This window comes from Streptomyces ossamyceticus, assembly GCF_001418475.1.
Lineage (GTDB): Bacteria > Actinomycetota > Actinomycetes > Streptomycetales > Streptomycetaceae > Streptomyces > Streptomyces ossamyceticus.
Genome location: NZ_LIQX01000317.1, coordinates 1 through 18,902 on the forward strand (window position 1 = coordinate 1; position 18,902 = coordinate 18,902).

The following is an 18,902-nucleotide window of genomic DNA, read 5'->3' on the forward strand; positions in this document are numbered from 1 at the left end:
CGCGCCGGTATGGATTCGGACTGAGGTGGTACGGCGACGGAGGGTGGCTCGGGGGCCACTCGATCCTCACGCTCCGCAGAGGGGGAACCCGCACCCTGATACCACTGCCCTGCGGCTGTGCCTGTGCCTGTGCCTGTGCCTGTGCTGGAGATCGTGCCTGGGTTTAGGCCCGTGCCCGTTCCCGAGTTGGTCCCGGGCGGCGCTGATGGGGGCATCGGCGGCGGCAATACGGCACCGGTGTACGGAGGTTGAGGGGGCACGGAGCCGTTGGGTGGTGCCGGAGGTACGGCGCCTGCGCCGCCGGGCTGAGCGAGCGAGCCCTGGGGCGGTGTGGCCTCGGGCAGCTGAGCCGGAAGCGGCGGAGCGGAGGGAGGCGGCGTGGAGGGCGGCGGAGGCGTCATGTCGACGCCGGACGGCGAAGAGGCAGACAGGCCTGGTGAGTTGGAAGGAGTGTCAGGGCTTGGACGAGGAGCATGCGCACTCGGCGGCAGAAGCCCCGGGCCCGGCGATGAGCCTTCCGCTCCCGGCGTCGGGCTGCCCTCAGGAGGGGCACCCGCGCTGACCCGAGAAGAGGCCGTCCCACGCCCAGACCTCGACGAGGACGCGGCGCCCGTGCTCGCCCCGTTCACATCCAGCCCTGACGCTCGCTGCAGCGGGCCTTCCGAGCCGAACCCCACGGGGAGGGGGCCGAGTTGATCGAACACCTCCACCAACTCGTCGTCGGGGCCGGGCTCGGGGAGCAACTCGGTGGCAGCGGCCAAGGCCTTGCGGGCTCCCGTGGCCGTACGGAAGCGGGCATGGGGGTCGGGCTGGAGCAGCGTGGCGATGACCTGCCACAGAGGCTCCGAGATGCCTCTGGGTGCCTTGGGCGTGCCATGGGCGGCGAAGTGTTCGATGAGCGCCTTGGAGTCGGGTTTGGCGCCTTCCAGGAGGTACAGGGCGACGAGGCCCACCGCGAAGAGGTCCGCGGGGAAGTCGGGGTCCGCGCCCAGCATCTGTTCGGGGGCGAAGTAACCCGGCGTGCCCACGACGTAGTTGGTCTCGGTCAGCCGGGGCTCGCCCAGACGCATGGCGATGCCGAAGTCGGACAGGCGGAGGCGGGGCCTTGCCGTGCCGGTGGCCTCCAGCAGCACATTGGCGGGCTTGATGTCGCGGTGGATGACGCCTTCCGCGTGCACGGCGGCGAGGCCGGACAACAGCTGGTCGAGCAGGAGGCAGACGTAGGAAGGAGGAAGAGGGCCGTAGTCGTTGACGAGATTGACCAGGGAGCCCCCCGCGACCAGGTCCATGGTGAACAGGACCTTGTCGTCATCGGCGGCCCAGCTGGCGGGCGCGAGCACGTGGGGGTGGTCGATCCGCACGGCCTGTTCGCGGACGAAGCGGAGCAGAGCGTGCGCGTCGCGCTGCTGCAGGACCTTGGCGGCCACGTACCGGCGGCGTCGGTGGTCCCAGGTGCGCCAGACCGCGCCGACTCCCCCGCGTCCGATCGGGTCGACCAGTTCGTACCGGCCGGCGAAGACCTCACCCATGGTTGTGCGTCGTTCCCCCTTCGGCTCCCCCCTTGGCTGCCCGTCGGCGGAGGACACGGCTTCCGAGCCGCCCCCCGCGGAGTCGGCTTCTGCCTACCGGTTTCCCACGGAGCTCGTTTCCGTACCTCTGTCCCCCAGCCGCATTGTGTGGCCCGTCCCCTCAGCCCCCTTCGCAGCCTCTGCCTGGCCCGGTCCTCTACCGCGCCGGACCTCTGCCTCGGCCCGCCCTTCCGGCGGCCCGGTCCGTTCCCTCTCGGCTCTCGTCGAGCCTACGTCCGCGTCTTCATGACATCGGTGCTGGTGGGCCTGTTCATGGGCCTCGTCAGCCTGTGTCCCCAGCCTGCGTCACAAGTCCCCCAGCCTGTGCCACTGGTCCCCCGCTCAGGCCGCGGCCCGGTCGCCGACCCCGTCTCGGTGACCGGGCCTCGATCTCAGTTCTGGTGGGACTGGTAGTGGGCCACCGCGTCCGAGGTGCGGCCTGCGCCGTACACCCGGAGGAACTCTGCCAGTTCGGGGTGGGTCGGGGCGAGGGTGTCCGCCGCCTCGATGATGTCGCCCGCAGCCGCCACCGAGCGCAGCAGCGACTGGATCTCGCGGACGACCCGCTTGACCGTGGGCGCCCCGGAACTCGTCGTCGACTGCGTGGTGTTGCTGAGCACAGATCCCCCCTGCGACTTCTTGATCTCGTCCATGCGCTCGGTCGCCTCGGCGGCGCTCACGCTGCCGTCCGCGACCTGCCCCGCCAGGTCCTGCAGCAGCTGCACCCGCTGAACCACGGCCGGGTTTCCGATCTTGGCCCGCTGACCGCTCATCAGCTGCGACAGCATCGGAGCGGAAAGTCCCAGTACCCCCGCGAGGCGAGCCTGGTTGAGGCCCAGATCCTCGATGAGCCTACGGAAGAGCGCCCCCAGTGGCTCTCCGTACCAGTTCCGCTGCAGCTCCCGGGCTCTTGCGGTCGCTTCCTGCTGTGCGGCGTCCATTGCGTCTCCCCATCGCTTCCCCAAAAACTGCGGTTCGCTGTAGCGAACCACGACGAGCATCTTACGGAGAGTGGTCGTTCACGGGGACCCCCAATCTTTTTGCGAGATACCGGGGGTGACCCGGTACTCTGGTCTGCGGCGCCACCCGGTGGTCGGTACTTCCGGGCGGACGCTTCCCTTCCGGGGCCTTAGCTCAGTTGGTAGAGCGCTGTCTTTGCATGGCAGATGTCAGGGGTTCGACTCCCCTAGGCTCCACAGCGGATGGACCGGGCCGGACGTCAGAAGACGTCCGGCCCGGTCTCTTTTCTGTGGTCCCGCCTCCCTCGTCCCGGGGCCCTCCAGGAGGGCCGCGTCGCGATCGCGATCTGTGCACTGGATGACCGGACTGCCTCTGGAGCCGTGAGACGGGCCAAGGTGCCTGCTGGCGTGCGCATATGCGAAAACCATGGTCTGCGTCACACAGATGCAGGTCGGAGGCGGCTATCACTCTTTGCAATCGGACGAGCACATTCCAGTTCGGGGTTCTTGATGGCTGGCGCCCAGGTGTGTTTCACGTGAAACAGCCCTGTGGGTCGGAAGACCATCAAATCTTCCGGCCCACAGGGCTGTTGAAGGCGCCGCGCCTCAGACTGGCCGGGGCGGGCACGCTCGTATCAGCCGCGGACCGACGTCCCCGGCTGCCGGCCTCTATGGCGGCACCGCCAGCTTCCGGGCGGCACCGCCGGCCTCGATCACGGCACCGCCATTGCGTTGGTAGCGGCGCTCGCTCGTCTGAGCGTGTCTCAGCGGCGGTCGTCGCGGTTCGCCGCTTCGTCCTCGGCCTGCTTCGCCTCGACCTCGGGGTCGAGGACGGACTCGTCGCTGCCGCCCACGGAGGACAGCCGCTCGGGCTCGGAGACCTCGGTGGCGGCGGGGGGCTCGACCAACCAGTCGGGGTTGGCCTGCTTGTCCCACCACTTCCAGGCGGCGAAGGCGCCGCCCGCGAGGGCACCGATCACGGCCACGCCCTTGAAGACGCGGCCCGCCCTGGCGCGACGCTGCTGCTTGCGGACGAGCTTCTGGATCTGCTCGGGCGACACCTGACCGCGCAGCGCGGCCAGCGCCGCCACGCTTCGGGCCGTGGCCTCCTCCCGCATGGGGCCGGCAGCGGCCACTGCCTGCTCGAGTCGCGGGCGGGAGTAGTCGGCGGCCTGGCGGGCCGCCTTCCGGGTGCGCACGGCGGCTTCATGCGCCGCGCTGTCGATCTTCGGCGGTACGTGCGTGCGTGCCTGTTCCAGACGCGGGACGACAAGGGCGCCGTACTGGACGCGTGCCTGTTCCGCGGCCTGCGACACCTTGGGCGCGATCTTCACGCGCGCCTCGTGTGCGTAGTGCGAGGCCTTTTCCTTGGCCGTGTCGGCGTAGGGCGCCACCACTTCCGCGGCGTGCAGCACGCTGTCCTTCGCCGAACCGGTCGCGGCGCGCACGCTGTCGATGCGGGTCACGGGATCCTCCTCCTCGGTGGCGTACGGTATTTCGACTTTCCACCCTTTTGGCGATCATGCCTCTCGGAACGCTCTGAGGCATGTGAGGGCGGGCATCCGGGTCATGCGAGTCGACTCCGCGCGGTCAGGAAGCTGGGAACCGTTCGCGATCCGGTGCTGTGCAACTGCGGATGAATACGGGGCAACGGGAGCTTGTCCACGATGCCGACAATGCCACGGATCGTCGTCAAGCGCGCCGATACCGTGGGTACTCGGCCCGTTTTCGGTGCGCATGCCGGACGAGGGCGTGGCCGTCGGGCGCCTCCGGGCGCCGTCCGTGCGAGGATCGGGGGAGTCACAGAGGACAACGGAAGGCAGATCGTGGCTGAGCAGCTGTACGCCACCCTGAAGACAAACCACGGCGACATCGAGGTGCGGCTGCTGCCGAACCACGCGCCCCAGACGGTCAAGAACTTCGTCGAGCTCGCCAAGGGCGAGCGTGAGTGGACCCACCCGGCGACCGGCCAGAAGTCCACGGACAAGCTCTACGACGGCACGGTCTTCCACCGGGTGATCAGCGGATTCATGATCCAGGGCGGTGACCCGTTGGGCAACGGCACCGGCGGCCCCGGCTACCAGTTCGGGGACGAGTTCCACCCGGACCTCGCGTTCGACAAGCCCTACCTGCTGGCCATGGCCAACGCCGGTCCGGGCACCAACGGCTCGCAGTTCTTCCTCACCGTCTCCCCGACGGCGTGGCTGAACCGCAAGCACACCATCTTCGGCGAGGTCGTCGACGCGGCCAGCCAGAAGGTCGTCGACTCCATCGCGACCACCCAGACCAACCCGCGCACCGACCGCCCGGTCAAGGACGTCGTCATCGAGTCGGTCGTCGTCGAGACCCGCCAGGGCTGAGCCGTCCGAAGGCCCGCCACAGGGGCCAGGGCCTCAGGTGCGCCCGCGTGCGCCGGAACCGAAAGGTTCGCAAGGTCCCCAAGGGAACCATTCGCCCCGCTCATCCGTAAGGATGGGCGGGGCCGATGTGTTCCACACACGAGACGGAGGGGCCCGATGGACCAGGTGCCGAGCAGCTCGCAGGACGCGCAGAGCCTGCCCACCTGCTACCGGCACCCGGATCGCGAGACGGGCATCTGCTGCACCCGGTGCGAACGCCCCATCTGCCCCGAGTGCATGGTCAGCGCCTCCGTCGGCTTCCAGTGCCCGGACTGCGTCCGCAACGGCTCGGGCACGGGCCACGCGCCCTCCGCCTCCCAGCCCCGGACCCTCGCGGGCGGCACCGTCAGCGCCGATCCCCGGCTCCTCACCAAGATCCTCATCGGCGTGAACCTGCTGCTGTTCCTGGTGCAGATGTCGCTGGGCGATCGCTTCACCGACCGGTTCTACCTCGTCGCGAGAAAGTGGATCCCGGAACTCGGGCCCTCGTTCCAAGGCATCGCCGAAGGCCAGTGGTACCGGCTGGTGACGTCGATGTTCCTGCACAGCAGCGGCGTCACGCACATCCTGTTCAACATGCTCAGCCTCTGGTGGATCGGCGGCCCCCTGGAGGCGGCCCTGGGCCGTGCCCGCTATCTGACGCTCTACTTCGTCTCCGGCCTCGCCGGCAGTGCCCTCACCTACCTGTTGGCCGCGCCGGACCAGCCCTCCCTCGGTGCGTCCGGTGCGATCTTCGGTCTCTTCGGTGCGACCGGCGTCCTTATGCGGCACCTCAACTACGACATGCGGCCGCTGGTCATCCTGCTGGTGATCAACCTGATCTTCACGTTCAGCCCGTTCTTCAACATCTCGTGGCAGGCCCATGTGGGCGGCCTCGTCGGCGGTGTCGTGGTCGGCTACGCGATGGTGCACGCTCCTCGGAAGCGGCGGTCGCTGATCCAGTTCGGGGTGTGCGCCTTGGTCCTGGCCACCGTCGTGATCATGACTGTGGTCAGGACCGCCCAGCTCACCTGATCAGCCCTGATTCACTTGGGAGCGGGCACCCCGACGGTGCTGCTACAGCACTGTTGTCCACAGACCGTGGCGGATCTTGTGCATAGGGTGCGGGAACAGGTGTGCCCCCTGTCGCTCACCTGCGTTTTCGCAGGTCAGGCAGGGGGCGAACATGCTTGCGGGAGTGACGGATCAGTCATACCGGCGTCAACACCCGATGAGTTATCCACAGATCGTCGTTCTTTTTCCCCACTGTGGAAAACGCCTGTGGATAACTCCGTGGATAGCTCTGGGGAGGGCTGGTCACACGGGTGTGGAAAGTGCTACTTCCACTGGGTCGAGACGCCGAATCCGGCGGCGATGAAGCCGAAGCCCACCACGATGTTCCAGTTGCCGAGGGAGTCGATCGGCAGCGAGCCGTCGGTCACATAGAAGATGACGATCCAGGCCAGGCCGATGAGGAACATGGCCAGCATGACGGGAGCCACCCAGCCACGGCTGTTCAGCTTGATGGCGGTGGCCTGCTTCGACGGCGGCGGCGTGTAGTCGGCCTTCTTGCGGATACGTGACTTCGGCACGAGGGTCTCTCCTGTCGATGCGCTGCGTGGCCGCGCAGGGAACGGGGCGGGCTCCGGGGCAGGGTACAAGGGGACACTGAATGCTCCCCCGGGCGTCCGTTAGCGTAGTGCTTCCGCGCCGCCTAAGGAGATAAGGGTACGTTGAGCAATTCAGCCGACTCCCCCGAGGCCGGTTCCGGCGACTCCTCCGGGCCGGGTTCCGGGACCGTCGAGTCCGACGGCTCCTCGTCCCTCGCTACCGGTGACGCCTCCGCCCGGGGCGGTGTCCGGCCCGTACGCGTGCTCACCGTGGGGGTCTTCGCCCTCGCCGGGCTCATCTTCTTCACCAGCTTCGACACGGCCAAAGGCACGAACATCCGCACGGACGCCTCGTTGCTCAAGCTCTCCGACCTGATCCAGGAGCGCAGCCACAAGAACGGGCAGCTCGACGAGTCCAACGGGGTGCTCCGGGACGACGTCGAGGCCCTCGCCGAGCGGGACGACGGCAGCACCGAGGCCGAGGATGCCCGGCTCACGGCGTTGGAGAAGAACGCCGGGACCCAGCGGCTCAAGGGCCAGGCCATCACCGTCACCCTCAACGACGCCCCGCCGAACGCCACCGCCAAGCTGCCCGGCTACCCCGAGCCGCAGCCCGACTACCTGGTCATCCACCAGCAGGACCTGCAAGCCGTGGTGAACGCCCTGTGGCTGGGCGGCGCAAAAGGCATCAAGGTCATGGACCAGCGGCTCATCTCCACCAGCGCCGTGCGGTGCGTCGGCAACACCCTGATCCTCCAAGGTCGCGTCTACTCACCGCCGTACAAGATCCAGGCGGTCGGTGACCCCGAGAAGCTCCAGAAGGCGCTCGCCGAGAGCAAAGCGATCCAGAACTACATGGTGTACGTCAACGTCTACGGACTCGGCTGGAAAGTCACCGAGGACGGGCCGGTGACTCTGCCCGGCTACTCGGGCACAGTGGATCTGCAGTACGCCAAGCCCGTGGAGTAGAAGCCCGTAACGGCAGCCGGGGGACCTGTGTCGGTGCGTGTGATCGTCAGGACCGTCAGCGAACTCTGCATCACCGTCGGCACCTTGATCGTGCTCTTCGTCGTCTACGTGCTCTTCTGGACCGGCGTGAAGGCCGACACCGAGATGGATCGTCAGGTCGACCTGCTCCAGGACCAGTGGGCGAGGCAACCGGTGCGACCGACCACCGCGGCGGGGGCCACGGCGAATCCGAAGCCGCCCGCGCCGTACAGGGAGGCAAAACCCTTCGCCCTCATGTACATCCCGCGTCTTGGTTTCACGTGGAACAAGCCCGTGCTGGAGGGCACCCGGACCAGCACCTTGAAGAAGGGGCTCGGGCACTACGCGAACACCGCTCAGCTGGGACAGAAGGGAAACTTCGCGGTCGCCGGCCATCGCCGCACCTATGGCGATCCCTTCAAAGATTTTCCCAAGCTGCGGGCCGGTGACGCGGTGGTCCTGACCGACGGCGCCCATTGGTACACGTACGTCATCGACCAAGGGCCCTATCGGACATTGCCCACGGACGTCCAGGTCATCGACCCCGTGCCGAAGAAATCGGGCTACACGCGCGCGGGGCGCTATCTGACGTTGACGACCTGCGACCCGGAGTGGGGCCACAGCCATCGGCTCATCGTGTGGGGCCATCTCGAATCCACGAAGCCTGTGGAGTCAGGGAAACCTGAGGCGCTACGCCGTTAGTCTGGTGGCGGTACGGCGTGAATCCGGTGCCGTGGTGTGAAGGAAGGGACGGCATGTACGGCTGGATCTGGCGGCATCTGCCCGGCAATGTGTGGGTGAAGGCGCTGCTTTCCCTCGTGCTCACGCTGGCCGTCGTCTACGTCCTCTTCCAGTACGTCTTTCCCTGGGCGGAGCCCCTGCTGCCCTTCAACGATGTGACGGTGAACGACCAGTGAGTGCCGCCCGACCCGCCCGCATCCTCGTCGTCGACAACTACGACAGCTTCGTCTTCAACCTGGTCCAGTACCTGTACCAGCTGGGCGCGGAGTGCGAGGTGCTGCGCAACGACGAGGTGGCACCCGCGCACGCCCAGGACGACTTCGACGGTGTCCTGCTGTCCCCCGGACCGGGCACCCCCGAAGAGGCCGGCGTCTGCGTCGACATGGTCCGCCACTGCGCCGAGACCGGCGTGCCCGTGTTCGGGGTGTGCCTCGGCATGCAGTCCATGCAGGTGGCGTACGGCGGGGTCGTGAACCGCGCCCCCGAGCTGCTGCACGGCAAGACCTCGCTGGTGGAGCATGAGGGCAGGGGCGTCTTCGCGGGCCTGCCGACCCCCTTCACCGCGACCCGCTACCACTCGCTGGCCGCCGCGCCTGGGACCGTACCGGTCGAACTGGAGGTCACGGCTCGTACGCACGACGGGATCATCATGGGCCTCAGGCACCGTGAACTTCCCGTCGAGGGCGTGCAGTTCCACCCCGAGTCGGTGCTCACCGAGCACGGCCACCGCATGCTGGCCAACTGGCTGGTGGAATGCGGGGACGACGGCGCCGTGGCGAGGTCGGCGGGGCTCGCCCCGGTGGTGGGCAGGGCCACGGCGTGACAGCCCTGCGCCCCGAGCGCGAGAGTGCCCCCTACGGCGGCGAGGCCGCGTACGGGGGCGCCGAGTCGTTCGAGGCGGAGGATTTCCGCACCCGCCCCCCGGCCGATCCGCCGCAGCAGTGGTACGCCCCGCCGCAGGCCCAGCCCCAGGAGATGGACTACTCCCAGGGCGACTGGTACGGCCGGCGGGACTATACGGAGCCGTCCTACGAACCGCGCAGGACGCCCTACGGGGAGCCCTTCGAGAACTACGAACCGACCGCTTATCAGGCGCCACCGCCCTCGGCCTATGAACCGGTCGTGCACGAGCACCCCTCGGTCGACACCGCCCAGGAGCACCCTCCGATCGACGAGGAGACGGTGGCCCTCCGGGTGGAGGAGGCCCGACGCCTGGCCGCCGAGGCCGAGGCGCTACAGACACCGCCCGCTCCCGGGGGCCGAGCGGCCCGCCGTAAGGCCGCCAGACGGCATGGGAGGCACGGAGGGTCCCTGGGAGCCCAGGCGGGCTCCGGAGCCGCTCACGGGCCCGACAAGGCCTTAGGAGCAGCAGGAGAGGTCTCGGCGCCGCTCTCCCGGGTCGAGGCGCGGCGGGCTGCGCGAGCGCGCAAGCCCAGCATGAGCGTGGTCGCGAGCCGGGCGATCGGCGAGGTGTTCATCACCACCGGCGTGCTGATGCTGCTGTTCGTCACGTACCAGCTCTGGTGGTCGAACATCCGGGCCCATCAGCAGGCGGGCCGCGAGGCGACGAGCCTTCAGGAGGAGTGGAGGAGCGGCAAGCGCGCGCCGGGTGCGTTCGAGCCCGGCCAGGGCTTCGCCATCCTGCACATCCCGAAGCTCGACGTGGTCGTGCCCATCGCCGAGGGCATCAGCAAGTCGAAGGTCCTGGACCGCGGAATGGTCGGGCACTACGACAAGAACAGCATCAAGACGGCGATGCCCCAGGACAAGACGGGCAACTTCGGTATCGCGGGACACCGGAACACCCATGGAGAACCGTTCCGGTACATCAACCGTCTGAAGCCGGGCGATCCGATCGTCGTGGAGACCCAGGACACGTACTACGTCTACGACATGGCGTCGATTCTGCCCGTGACCCCGCCGTCGAACGTCAGCGTGCTCAATCCGGTGCCCCCGGGCTCGGGATTCACCGGGCCCGGCCGCTACATCACCCTCACCACGTGCACCCCGGAGTTCACCAGCAAGTACCGCATGATCGTGTGGGGCAAGATGGTGGAGGAACGGCCGCGCAGCAAGGGGAAGCCCGACGCGCTCGTCCAGTAGGGGCTCGATCAAGGGCGGATGAACTGTGGCAGTGACCACCGACGAGACCGAAGAGCGGACGGACACGTCCGAGACCGCGCCGAAGCGTCGTCGCATGGGACGGATCGCGATGGCGGTCAGTGTCTTCGGTGAACTGCTCATCACCGCGGGCGTGGTGCTGGGCCTGTTCGTCGTCTACTCGCTGTGGTGGACGAACGTCCTGGCCGACCGCGAGGCCGGCGAGGAAGCAGACAGGGTCCGCGACAACTGGCAGGCGGCGGACGACAGCCCGGGCGCCCTGGACACCAAGGACGGCATCGGCTTCCTGCATGTGCCGGCCATGGAGAACGGCGAGGTCCTGGTCAAGAAGGGCACCTCGTCCAAGGTCCTCAACGGCGGTGTCGCCGGCTACTACATGAGCCCGGTCAAGGCGACCCTCCCCACCACGGACAAGGACGGCAACTTCACCCTCGCGGCCCACCGCGACGGTCACGGAGCCAAGTTCCACAACATCGACAAGCTCGAGAAGGGCGACCCGATCGTCTTCGAGACCCGCGACAACTGGTACGTCTACACGGTCTACGAGACCCTCTCCGAGACCTCGAAGTACAACGTCAAGGTCCTGGCGAGCATCCCCAGGGAGTCCGGCAAGAAGAAGGCCGGCAAGTACATCACCCTCACCACGTGCACTCCCGTATACACCTCCCGCCACCGCTTCATCGTGTGGGGCGAGCTGGAGCGGGTGGAGCGGGTGAACGCGGAACGCACCCTGCCGAAGGAACTGCGCTAGCCGCGACGGTTTCACGTGAAACATCGCTATGGCGGCTGATGCCCGGCTTTCCCCGGAAAGACCGATGCCCGGCCCCTCTCAGGAGGGGCCGGGCATCGGTCTTGATGCGGGACGAGGCGGTGATCAGTCCTCGAAGCGGGCGCCGGTGAGGCCTCCGAAGAAGCCCCCGCCGTTGTTGCCGCCGTTGTCATTACCGCCGTTGTTGTTGCCGCCGAAGCTCACGGAGGCGAGGGTGATCGTCGTCTTGGCCGGGTCGGCGTCGTTGCCGCCGTCCGGGTCCTGGTCGGTGACCAGCGCGGTGTCGCTCTGGTCGCTGCCCTGGGCGAACTGGATGTTGGTGAAGCCGTTCTGCTGCAGGATCTGCTTCGCCTGACCCACGGTCTGGCCGACCACGTTCGGGACCTTGGCCTTCTTCTCCTCGGCCTTCTTGCCGATCTGGATGGTCACCGTGTCGCCCGGGTTGAGCTCGGTGCCCGCCTCCGGGTTGGTGGCGATGACCTTGCCGACGAGGTTGTTGTCGTCGGTCTCCACATCGGTGCAGGTGCCGACGAGGTCGTTGGCCTCCATCTGCGCCTTGGCGTCGTCACAGCTGCGGCCCGCGACCGTCGGCACGACGGACTTCTCCGCCTCCTTGGCCACCGTCAGCGTGACCGTGGAGCCCTTCTCGAGCTTGCCGCTGTCGGGGTCCTGGCTGATCACGACGCCGGGCTTGCGGTCGGACTCCTCGTTCTTCCGCTCGACCTCGAAGCCCTTCTCCTCCAACTGGGCCTTGGCCTCGTTGAACTGAAGCCCGGTGACGTCGGGGACGGAGACCTTCGGCGCGCCCGTCGAGATCACCAGGGCGATGGTGTCGCCCTTCTTCACCGGCTCGTCGGCCGCAGGGTTCTGACTGCAGACGTTGCCGGTCTTCTGGTTCTCGCACGCCTTCTGGGTGGTGGTCACCTTGAGGTCGACGTTGTTCGCCGCCTGTCTGGCTTCCTTCTCGGTCTGGCCGACGAAGTTCGGCGCCTTGAGGGTGTTCCCGCCCGTGTCCCCACCGGCGAACATCCACCGTCCGATGAGGATCGCGCCCACCAGCACCAGCACACCCGCGACGACCAGCAGGATCGTCGAGGTGTTGTTCTTCTTCTGCTGGCGGCGACGCCCCTGGCGGTCGTCGTAGCCGTAGCCGTCGTCCCCGTTCATCGGGGGCAGCATCGTGGTGGCGCCGGCGTCCTGGGAACGCAGCGCCGTGGTGGCCTGGTCGTCCGGGTAGCCGCCGTAACCGACCGAGCCCATGGCCGCGGTGGCCGCGACGGGCTGGCCGTCGAGGCAGGCCTCGATGTCGGCGCGCATCTCGTCGGCGGACTGGTAGCGGTAGTCCGGGTCCTTGACCAGGGCACGCAGGACGATGGCGTCCATCTCCGGCGTGATCTCCGGGTCGAAGACGCTCGGAGGCTGCGGCTCCTCCCGTACGTGCTGGTAGGCGACCGCCACGGGGGAGTCGCCGACGAACGGGGGACGGACCGTCAGCAGTTCGTAGAGGAGACAGCCCGTGGAGTACAGGTCGGAGCGGGCGTCCACCTGCTCGCCCTTGGCCTGCTCGGGGGAGAGGTACTGCGCGGTGCCGATGACGGCGGACGTCTGCGTCATCGTCATACCGGAGTCACCCATGGCGCGGGCGATACCGAAGTCCATCACCTTGACCTGGCCGTTGCGCGTCAGCATGACGTTGGCCGGCTTGATGTCTCGGTGGACGATGCCGTTGCGGTGGGCGTACTCCAGACCCTGGAGGATGCCGATGGTCATCTCCATGGCCCGCTCCGGCAGCAGCTTGCGGCCGCTGTGGAGAAGCTCACGGAGCGTGGAGCCCTCGACATACTCCATGACGATGTACGGGATCGAGACCCCGTCGATGTAGTCCTCGCCCGTGTCGTAGACCGCGACGATCGCGGGGTGGTTGAGCGAGGCGGCCGACTGGGCCTCCCGGCGGAACCGGGCCTGGAAGGTGGGGTCGCGCGCGAGGTCCGCTCGCAGCGTCTTCACCGCCACGGTGCGGCCGAGGCGGGTGTCCATCGCGAGGTAGACCTCCGCCATGCCACCACGGCCGAGCACCTGGCCCAGCTCGTACCGGCCGCCGAGGCGACGCGGCTCTTCCATAGCTTCCTACCAGCCCTCTCCGTCGGTCCCGACCGCACCTCTGTGTGGTCCGGCGGCTGTGCTCCGGGCATACGGTACCCGTCTCGCCTTTCATGACCTGGCCAACCGCGTCACCCGATACAGGACCGGTATCGCAACGTGCACCGATGTGGAGGTGACGTGAGCGGGGTCACTTCTTGCTGTTGATCACTGCCTGCATCACGCTCTTCGCGATCGGGGCGGCGAGACCACCACCGGAGATCTCGCCACGGTTGGCGCTGCCGTCCTCCACGACCACGGCCACGGCGACCGGCGAGCTGCCGTCGCCGAGCTTGGCGTAGGAGATGAACCAGGCGTACGGAAGCTCCTTGTTGTCGACGCCGTGCTGGGCGGTGCCGGTCTTGCCGCCGACGGTGACACCCTCCGCGTTGATCTTGGCCGCACCACCGGTGCCGCCCGGATCGTTGACGACGGTCTCCATCATCTCCTGCAGCTTCTGGGCGGTCTCCGGAGAGACGGCCTGGGAGAGCTCCTCGGGGTCGTGGGACTCGATGACGTCGAGATTGGAGGCGCGCAGCTGGTCGACCATGTACGGCTTCATCAGCTTGCCGTCGTTGGCGATGGCCGCGGAGACCATCGCCATCTGCAGCGGAGTGGAGCGGTTGGAGCCCTGGCCGATGCCATCGAGCGCGTTCTGCGGCCTGTTGTCCTCGGGGTAGACGCTCTCCGCGGCACGGACCGGGATGTCCAGCTGGGCCTCGTTGAAGCCGAACTTCTTCGACTGCTCGATCATCTTGTCGTTGGTGACGCTGTCGCTGAGCTTGGCGAAGACGGTGTTGCAGGACACCTTCAGGGCCTCGCGCAGTGTGGCGTTCTCACACTTGCCGTGCTGGTTGGTGAGGTCGGTCCTCGTGCCGGGCAGCTGGTACGGGTCGGGGGTGTCCGTGGCCTTGTCGATGCCGTCGACGATGCCGTTCTCCAGCGCGGCGGCGGCCGTGACCACCTTGAACGTGGAGCCCGGAGGGTAGGTCTCGCGCAGCGCGCGATTCAGCATCGGCTTGTCCTTGTCCTTCTCCAGCTTCGAGAAGGTCTCGCTGTCCTTCTGGCTGATGCCGGCGAAGGAGGACGGGTCGTACGACGGCGTGGAGGCGAGAGCGAGGATCGCGCCGGTCTTCGGGTCGATCGCGGCGACGGCGCCCTTCTTGTTACCGAGGCCCTCGAAGGCCGCCTTCTGCGCGGCGGCGTTGAGGGTGGTGACGACGCTGCCGCCCAGCTTCTTCTTGCCGGTGATCATGTCCAGCGTGTTCCGGAAGAACAGCCGGTCGTCGTTGCCGGTGAGGATCCCGTCCTCGAGGTTCTCCAACTGCGTGGCGCCGACGATCTGCGAGGAGTACCCGGTGACAGGGGCCCACATCTCGCCGTTCTTCCAAGTGCGCTTGTACTTGTAGTCAAGCCCTTCGGAAGCGACGGACCCCGTGATGGCCTTACCGTCGACGATGATGTCCCCGCGAGCCGTGGCGTAGCGCTCGATGGCGACGCGACGGTTGTTCTTGTCGCTGGCGAGGGAATCCGCCTGGACGTACTGGAGCCAGTTGCTACGAATGAGCAGGGCGAGGACCAGTAGCCCACAGAAGATCGCGATGCGGCGCAGGGGCTTGTTCATGACGGGCGGACCACCTGGGTCATCTCGGCGTCGGGGTTCGGTGCAGGCGCCGGCGCGGGCCGACGCGCGGTGTCGCTGATTCTGATCAGGATGCCGATGAGCGCCCAGTTGGCGATGACCGAGGAACCGCCGTAGGCCATGAAGGGCATCGTCATACCGGTCAGAGGGATGAGGCCCATCACACCGCCGGCGACAACGAAGACCTGGAGGGCGAAGGCGCCGGACAGACCGACGGCGAGCAGCTTGCCGAACGGGTCGCGCGCGGCGAGGGCGGTCCTGATGCCGCGCTCCACGATCAGACCGTAGATCAGCAGGATCGCCATCACTCCGCTCAGACCCAGTTCCTCACCGAAGGTGGCGAGGATGAAGTCGGAGTTCGCGGCGAAGCGGATGAGCTCGGAGTGGCCCTGCCCCCAGCCGGTGCCGAGGGTGCCGCCGGAACCGAAGGCCCAAAGGGCCTCCATGGACTGCGCGGAGTGGCCGGCGACGGTCTTGGAGAGCTCCCACTCGCCCATGGGGTCCAGCCAGGCCTGCACACGCTGCTGCACGTGGATCTCGAACGAGGCCACGCCGACCGCGCCGGCCGCGGACATCAGCAGACCGAAGACGATCCAGCTGGTCCGCTCGGTCGCGACGTACAGCATGATCACGAACATGCCGAAGAACAGCAGCGAGGTACCGAGGTCGGTCTCGAAGACCAGGATGAGGATCGAGATCGCCCAGACGACGATGATGGGCCCGAGGTCGCGGCCGCGCGGGAGGTAGATGCCCATGAAACGGCGGCTGGCCAGTGCGAGCGCGTCGCGCTTCACCATTAGGTAGCCGGCGAAGAAGATTGCCAGCACGATCTTGGCGAACTCGCCGGGCTGGATGGTGAAGCTGCCGACCTGGATCCAGATCTTGGCGCCGTAGGTGAGTTCCGCACCGAGACCCGGCACCAAGGGGAGTAGCAGCAGGACCAGCGCACCCGCCATGGAGATATAGGTGTAGCGCTGGAGGGTGCGATGGTCCTTCAGGAAGATCAGTACGGCGATGAGGAGCGCGATACCCATCGCCGTGTAGACCAACTGATTGGTCGCCTTGCCGCCGGCCTGTCCGATCCGCTGGAGCAGTGCCGACTGGTCCAGTCGCCAGATCGCCACCAGCCCCAGCCCGTTCAGCAGCGTGGCCAACGGCAGCATCAGCGGGTCCGCGTACGGCGCGAACTTGCGGATGACGAGGTGGCCGATGCCGGCCAGCACTCCGAGGCCGATGCCGTAGGCGGCCAGCCCGGCCGGTACCTCGTCGTTGAGTGCGAGACCCACGTTGGCGTAGGCGAACACCGGAATGACGACCGCGAAAGCCAGCAGCGCCAGTTCGGTGTTGCGGCGGCTCGGCGCGCCGATCGCGCCGATCGTGGACGTGTGCTGCGTCGACGTGTTGGTAGTACTGCTCATCGTGTGCGTGCGCCCCTCGCGGCTTGCCTACTGCTCACCGCACCGCGAGACCAGCTTCTGCTCGTCCTCCGAGAGGCTGGGGCCGGCTGACGGTGTGGGTGTGGACTGGGTCGGGCTCGGGGACGTCGACGGCTTCGACGTCGGGGACGGTGTGGCCTTGGACGTGAGGGAGGTCTTTGTGGTTCCCGTGGTGCCCCCGGCCTCGCCCGCACCGGTCTTGGCGTTGTTGTCCGCCGCCTCGCGGCGCTCGGCGCTCTTCTTGCACGCCGACGCCTGGGTGGCCAGTTCGTCGATCTTCTTCTTGGCGTTGTCCAGACCGCCCTCGGCGATCGTGGCCTCGACAAGCTTCTGCTGGTACGGCGGCAGGTACTTGAGTTCGATCTCGGGGTGGTCCTTCTCCACCTTCGAGAGCGAGATCCAGGCCAGGTCCTGGCTGATGCCGCGGTACAGCGCGACATGGTCGTCGTTGGCGCCGACGTAGTACTGCGTCTGAGTCCAGCGGTATCCGCCGTAGAGGCCCCCGCCGATCACGGCGAGGCCGAGGATGCCGAAGAAGGATCTCTTGAGCCACCGGCCCTTCTTGGGCGGCTTGACGAAGTCGGTGTCGGAGTAGTTCCCGAAGCTGCCCGCCGACGGCATGTACCCGGTGGTGTCGCCGGAGCCGGGCGGGCCGAACTCACCGCCACCGCCCTGCGCGTGCCCCTGGCGGCCGAGCCCGGAGGCGCGGCCGGCGGGGGTCTGCATGATGCCGTTGTCCTGGAGGTGGAGCTGGTTCTCGGCGACCGCGCCCACCACGACCGGGGTGTCGTGGAGCTGGCCGGCGAGGGTGTCGCCCGTGTCGAGGTCGAGGACGTCGGCGACGATGACCGTGATGTTGTCGGGGCCGCCGCCGCGCAGTGCGAGCTCGATCAGCTGCTGGACGGTCTCCTCGGGGCCCTGGTAGCTGGCGAGGGTGTCCTCCATCGTCTGGTGGGACACCACGCCGGACAGGCCGTCGGAGCAGATCAGGTACCGGTCCCCGGCGCGGACCTCGCGGATGGAGAGGTCGGGCTCGACGTGGTCGCCGCTGCCCAGCGCGCGCATCAGCAGGGACCGCTGCGGGTGGGTCGTGGCCTCTTCCTCGGTGATGCGGCCCTCGTCGACCAGCCGCTGCACCCAGGTGTGGTCCTGGGTGATCTGGGTGAGGACGCCGTCGCGCAGGAGGTAGGCGCGGGAGTCACCGACGTGGACGAGACCGAGGCGCTGGCCCGTCCAGAGCAGGGCGGTGAGCGTGGTGCCCATGCCCTCCAGCTGGGGGTCCTCCTCGACCATGGCGCGCAGCTGTTCGTTGGCGCGCTGCACGGCGGTGCCGAGGGAGGTCAGGATGTCGGAGCCGGGGATGTCGTCGTCGAGCGTGACCAGGGTGGAGATCACCTCGGAGGAGGCGACCTCGCCGGCCGCCTGGCCGCCCATGCCGTCGGCGATCGCGAGCAGCCGCGGGCCGGCGTAGCCGGAGTCCTCGTTGCCCTCACGGATCATGCCTTTGTGCGATCCGGCGGCGAAGCGCAGTGACAGACTCATGCGCACCTCGCCCGTCGGCTCCGGGTACATCCGCACGGTGCCCACCCTCCGGTCGGGAGCGCGCCGGGGCCCCTGGTGGGGACCGCCGCTGCGTGCTCGCTCCGCTCGCGCCTATTCATGATGTAGCACTACTTCCGCAGCTCGATGACGGTCTTGCCGATGCGGATCGGCGCGCCCAGCGGGATCGGCGTGGGAGTCGTCAGTCGGTTCCGGTCGAGATACGTGCCGTTGGTGGACCCCAGGTCCTCGACGATCCACTGGCCGTCGCGGTCCGGGTAGATCCGGGCGTGCCGGCTGGAGGCGTAGTCGTCGTCCAGCACGATCGTGGAGTCGTGCGCGCGGCCCAGGGTGATGGTCTGGCCCTGCAGCGCGACGGTCGTCCCCGTCAGCGTGCCCTCGCTGACGACGAGCTTGGTGGGGGCGTTGCGCCCGCGGCGGCCGCCGGTGGCGGCGGGCTGCTGGCCGCGCTGCTGCGGCGGCGCGGTCTGCCGGGCGGCGTTCTGCGGCCGCGCGCTCTCCCGGCGCGACCCCCGCTGGGTGACGCGCGTTCCGAACAGGTCGCTGCGGATGACCTGCACGGCCACGATCACGAACAGCCACAGTACGGCCAGGAAGCCCAGCCGCATGACCGTGAGGGTCAGCTCTGACATTGCCCCCGCTTCACCCTTCGGCTTGCCGGTAAATGATGGTGGTGCTGCCCACGACGATCCGCGAGCCGTCGCGGAGCGTAGCGCGGGTGGTGTGCTGCCCGTCCACCACGATGCCGTTGGTGGACCCGAGATCCTGGATCGTCGAGGGCGTTCCGGTCCGGATCTCGCAGTGCCGGCGGGACACGCCGGGGTCGTCGATCCGCACGTCGGCTTCGGTGCTGCGGCCCAGCACCAGCGTCGGGCGGGAGATCTGATGGCGGGTGCCATTGATCTCGATCCAGTAGCGCGTGCGTCCAGCCGCGCCCGGGGTCGCCCCGGCGCGCTGGAGGTAGGGGGCCGAGCCGGGACGGCCGCCGGGCG

Annotated in this window: 18 protein-coding genes and 1 tRNA gene; 9 read left to right on the forward strand and 10 right to left on the reverse strand. The window is 68.1% G+C overall.

Features of this window, described 5'->3' with window-relative positions; genetic code table 11:
- The coding region (locus AOK15_RS42575; protein WP_107099496.1) for a serine/threonine-protein kinase at positions 1-1,529 on the reverse strand (1,529 nt) is incomplete at its 3' end.
- 431 nt (positions 1,530-1,960) lie between these two features.
- On the reverse strand, positions 1,961-2,509 hold the full coding sequence (locus AOK15_RS23330; protein ID WP_033530590.1) for a helix-turn-helix domain-containing protein: 549 nt from the start codon (positions 2,507-2,509) through the stop codon (positions 1,961-1,963).
- Positions 2,510-2,691: 182 nt separating this feature from the next.
- Between AOK15_RS23330 and AOK15_RS23335 the strand changes: the two genes are divergently transcribed.
- Positions 2,692-2,764: transfer RNA gene (locus tag AOK15_RS23335), tRNA-Ala, on the forward strand.
- A 527-nt stretch (positions 2,765-3,291) separates the two neighbouring features.
- On the opposite strand, the gene AOK15_RS23340 is transcribed toward AOK15_RS23335, so the two are convergent.
- Complete coding sequence (locus AOK15_RS23340) at positions 3,292-3,993, reverse strand: DUF5324 family protein (protein WP_055519999.1); 702 nt, start codon at positions 3,991-3,993, stop codon at positions 3,292-3,294.
- A 360-nt stretch (positions 3,994-4,353) separates the two neighbouring features.
- Here AOK15_RS23340 and AOK15_RS23345 point away from each other — a divergent pair, with 360 nt between their 5' ends.
- Entirely contained in the window at positions 4,354-4,887 is a 534-nt protein-coding gene (locus AOK15_RS23345) for a peptidylprolyl isomerase (RefSeq protein WP_055520001.1), read from the forward strand.
- 156 nt (positions 4,888-5,043) lie between these two features.
- Positions 5,044-5,940, forward strand: coding sequence for a rhomboid family intramembrane serine protease (locus AOK15_RS23350; RefSeq protein WP_055520002.1), 897 nt, complete (start codon positions 5,044-5,046; stop codon positions 5,938-5,940).
- Positions 5,941-6,242: 302 nt separating this feature from the next.
- Here the strand turns inward: AOK15_RS23350 and crgA are convergent, their stop codons facing one another.
- The gene (gene crgA, locus AOK15_RS23355) at positions 6,243-6,497 is read right to left on the reverse strand and encodes a cell division protein CrgA (RefSeq protein ID WP_055520005.1); all 255 of its coding nucleotides are present in this window, start codon (positions 6,495-6,497) and stop codon (positions 6,243-6,245) included.
- Positions 6,498-6,638: 141 nt separating this feature from the next.
- Between crgA and AOK15_RS23360 the strand changes: the two genes are divergently transcribed.
- Genes AOK15_RS23360 through AOK15_RS23380 form a run of 6 tightly spaced genes read left to right on the forward strand, consistent with a single transcriptional unit; the run spans position 6,639 to position 11,115 of the window.
- Positions 6,639-7,484 (forward strand): DUF881 domain-containing protein, encoded by an 846-nt coding sequence (locus AOK15_RS23360; protein WP_055520007.1) that lies wholly within the window; start codon positions 6,639-6,641, stop codon positions 7,482-7,484.
- Positions 7,485-7,511: 27 nt separating this feature from the next.
- Complete coding sequence (locus AOK15_RS23365) at positions 7,512-8,204, forward strand: class E sortase (protein ID WP_055520009.1); 693 nt, start codon at positions 7,512-7,514, stop codon at positions 8,202-8,204.
- 53 nt (positions 8,205-8,257) lie between these two features.
- The gene (locus tag AOK15_RS44160; RefSeq protein WP_107099495.1) at positions 8,258-8,419 is read left to right on the forward strand and encodes a hypothetical protein; all 162 of its coding nucleotides are present in this window, start codon (positions 8,258-8,260) and stop codon (positions 8,417-8,419) included.
- Positions 8,416-9,066 carry an aminodeoxychorismate/anthranilate synthase component II gene (locus AOK15_RS23370; RefSeq protein ID WP_055520010.1) on the forward strand — a complete coding sequence of 217 codons (651 nt, stop codon included), beginning with the start codon at positions 8,416-8,418 and terminating at the stop codon, positions 9,064-9,066. The genes AOK15_RS44160 and AOK15_RS23370 overlap by 4 nt, the downstream gene beginning before the upstream one ends.
- Positions 9,063-10,346 (forward strand): class E sortase, encoded by a 1,284-nt coding sequence (locus AOK15_RS23375; protein WP_055520012.1) that lies wholly within the window; start codon positions 9,063-9,065, stop codon positions 10,344-10,346. The genes AOK15_RS23370 and AOK15_RS23375 overlap by 4 nt, the downstream gene beginning before the upstream one ends.
- Positions 10,347-10,371: 25 nt before the next feature.
- A complete protein-coding gene (locus tag AOK15_RS23380; protein ID WP_055520013.1) occupies positions 10,372-11,115 on the forward strand; it encodes a class E sortase in 744 nt (247 codons plus the stop codon).
- Between the two features lie 123 nt (positions 11,116-11,238).
- Here AOK15_RS23380 and pknB read toward each other — a convergent pair whose 3' ends face one another.
- The 6 genes from pknB to AOK15_RS23410 all read right to left on the reverse strand — a co-directional run.
- The gene (gene pknB / locus AOK15_RS23385) at positions 11,239-13,254 is read right to left on the reverse strand and encodes a Stk1 family PASTA domain-containing Ser/Thr kinase (protein ID WP_055520015.1); all 2,016 of its coding nucleotides are present in this window, start codon (positions 13,252-13,254) and stop codon (positions 11,239-11,241) included.
- Positions 13,255-13,423: 169 nt separating this feature from the next.
- On the reverse strand, positions 13,424-14,896 hold the full coding sequence (locus tag AOK15_RS23390) for a peptidoglycan D,D-transpeptidase FtsI family protein (RefSeq protein WP_055520017.1): 1,473 nt from the start codon (positions 14,894-14,896) through the stop codon (positions 13,424-13,426).
- Positions 14,893-16,332 carry an FtsW/RodA/SpoVE family cell cycle protein gene (locus tag AOK15_RS23395; protein WP_055520019.1) on the reverse strand — a complete coding sequence of 480 codons (1,440 nt, stop codon included), beginning with the start codon at positions 16,330-16,332 and terminating at the stop codon, positions 14,893-14,895. The genes AOK15_RS23390 and AOK15_RS23395 overlap by 4 nt, the downstream gene beginning before the upstream one ends.
- Before the next feature lie 27 nt (positions 16,333-16,359).
- A complete protein-coding gene (locus AOK15_RS23400; protein WP_205632214.1) occupies positions 16,360-17,892 on the reverse strand; it encodes a Stp1/IreP family PP2C-type Ser/Thr phosphatase in 1,533 nt (510 codons plus the stop codon).
- A 128-nt stretch (positions 17,893-18,020) separates the two neighbouring features.
- The gene (locus tag AOK15_RS23405; protein WP_055520023.1) at positions 18,021-18,542 is read right to left on the reverse strand and encodes an FHA domain-containing protein FhaB/FipA; all 522 of its coding nucleotides are present in this window, start codon (positions 18,540-18,542) and stop codon (positions 18,021-18,023) included.
- A 10-nt stretch (positions 18,543-18,552) separates the two neighbouring features.
- Positions 18,553-18,902: FHA domain-containing protein (locus AOK15_RS23410; RefSeq protein ID WP_240508560.1), on the reverse strand; the 350-nt coding region annotated here is incomplete at its 5' end.

Excerpts from the sequence above, each read along its gene's own strand:
- AOK15_RS23400 (WP_205632214.1), bottom strand. The coding sequence starts at position 17,892 with ATGAGTCTGTCACTGCGCTTCGCCGCCGGATCGCACAAAGGCATGATC.
- AOK15_RS23390 (WP_055520017.1), bottom strand. The coding sequence starts at position 14,896 with ATGAACAAGCCCCTGCGCCGCATCGCGATCTTCTGTGGGCTACTGGTC.
- pknB (WP_055520015.1), bottom strand. The coding sequence starts at position 13,254 with ATGGAAGAGCCGCGTCGCCTCGGCGGCCGGTACGAGCTGGGCCAGGTG.
- AOK15_RS23350 (WP_055520002.1), top strand. The coding sequence starts at position 5,044 with ATGGACCAGGTGCCGAGCAGCTCGCAGGACGCGCAGAGCCTGCCCACC.
- AOK15_RS23330 (WP_033530590.1), bottom strand. The coding sequence starts at position 2,509 with ATGGACGCCGCACAGCAGGAAGCGACCGCAAGAGCCCGGGAGCTGCAG.
- AOK15_RS23395 (WP_055520019.1), bottom strand. The coding sequence starts at position 16,332 with ATGAGCAGTACTACCAACACGTCGACGCAGCACACGTCCACGATCGGC.
- AOK15_RS23405 (WP_055520023.1), bottom strand. The coding sequence starts at position 18,542 with ATGTCAGAGCTGACCCTCACGGTCATGCGGCTGGGCTTCCTGGCCGTA.
- AOK15_RS44160 (WP_107099495.1), top strand. The coding sequence starts at position 8,258 with ATGTACGGCTGGATCTGGCGGCATCTGCCCGGCAATGTGTGGGTGAAG.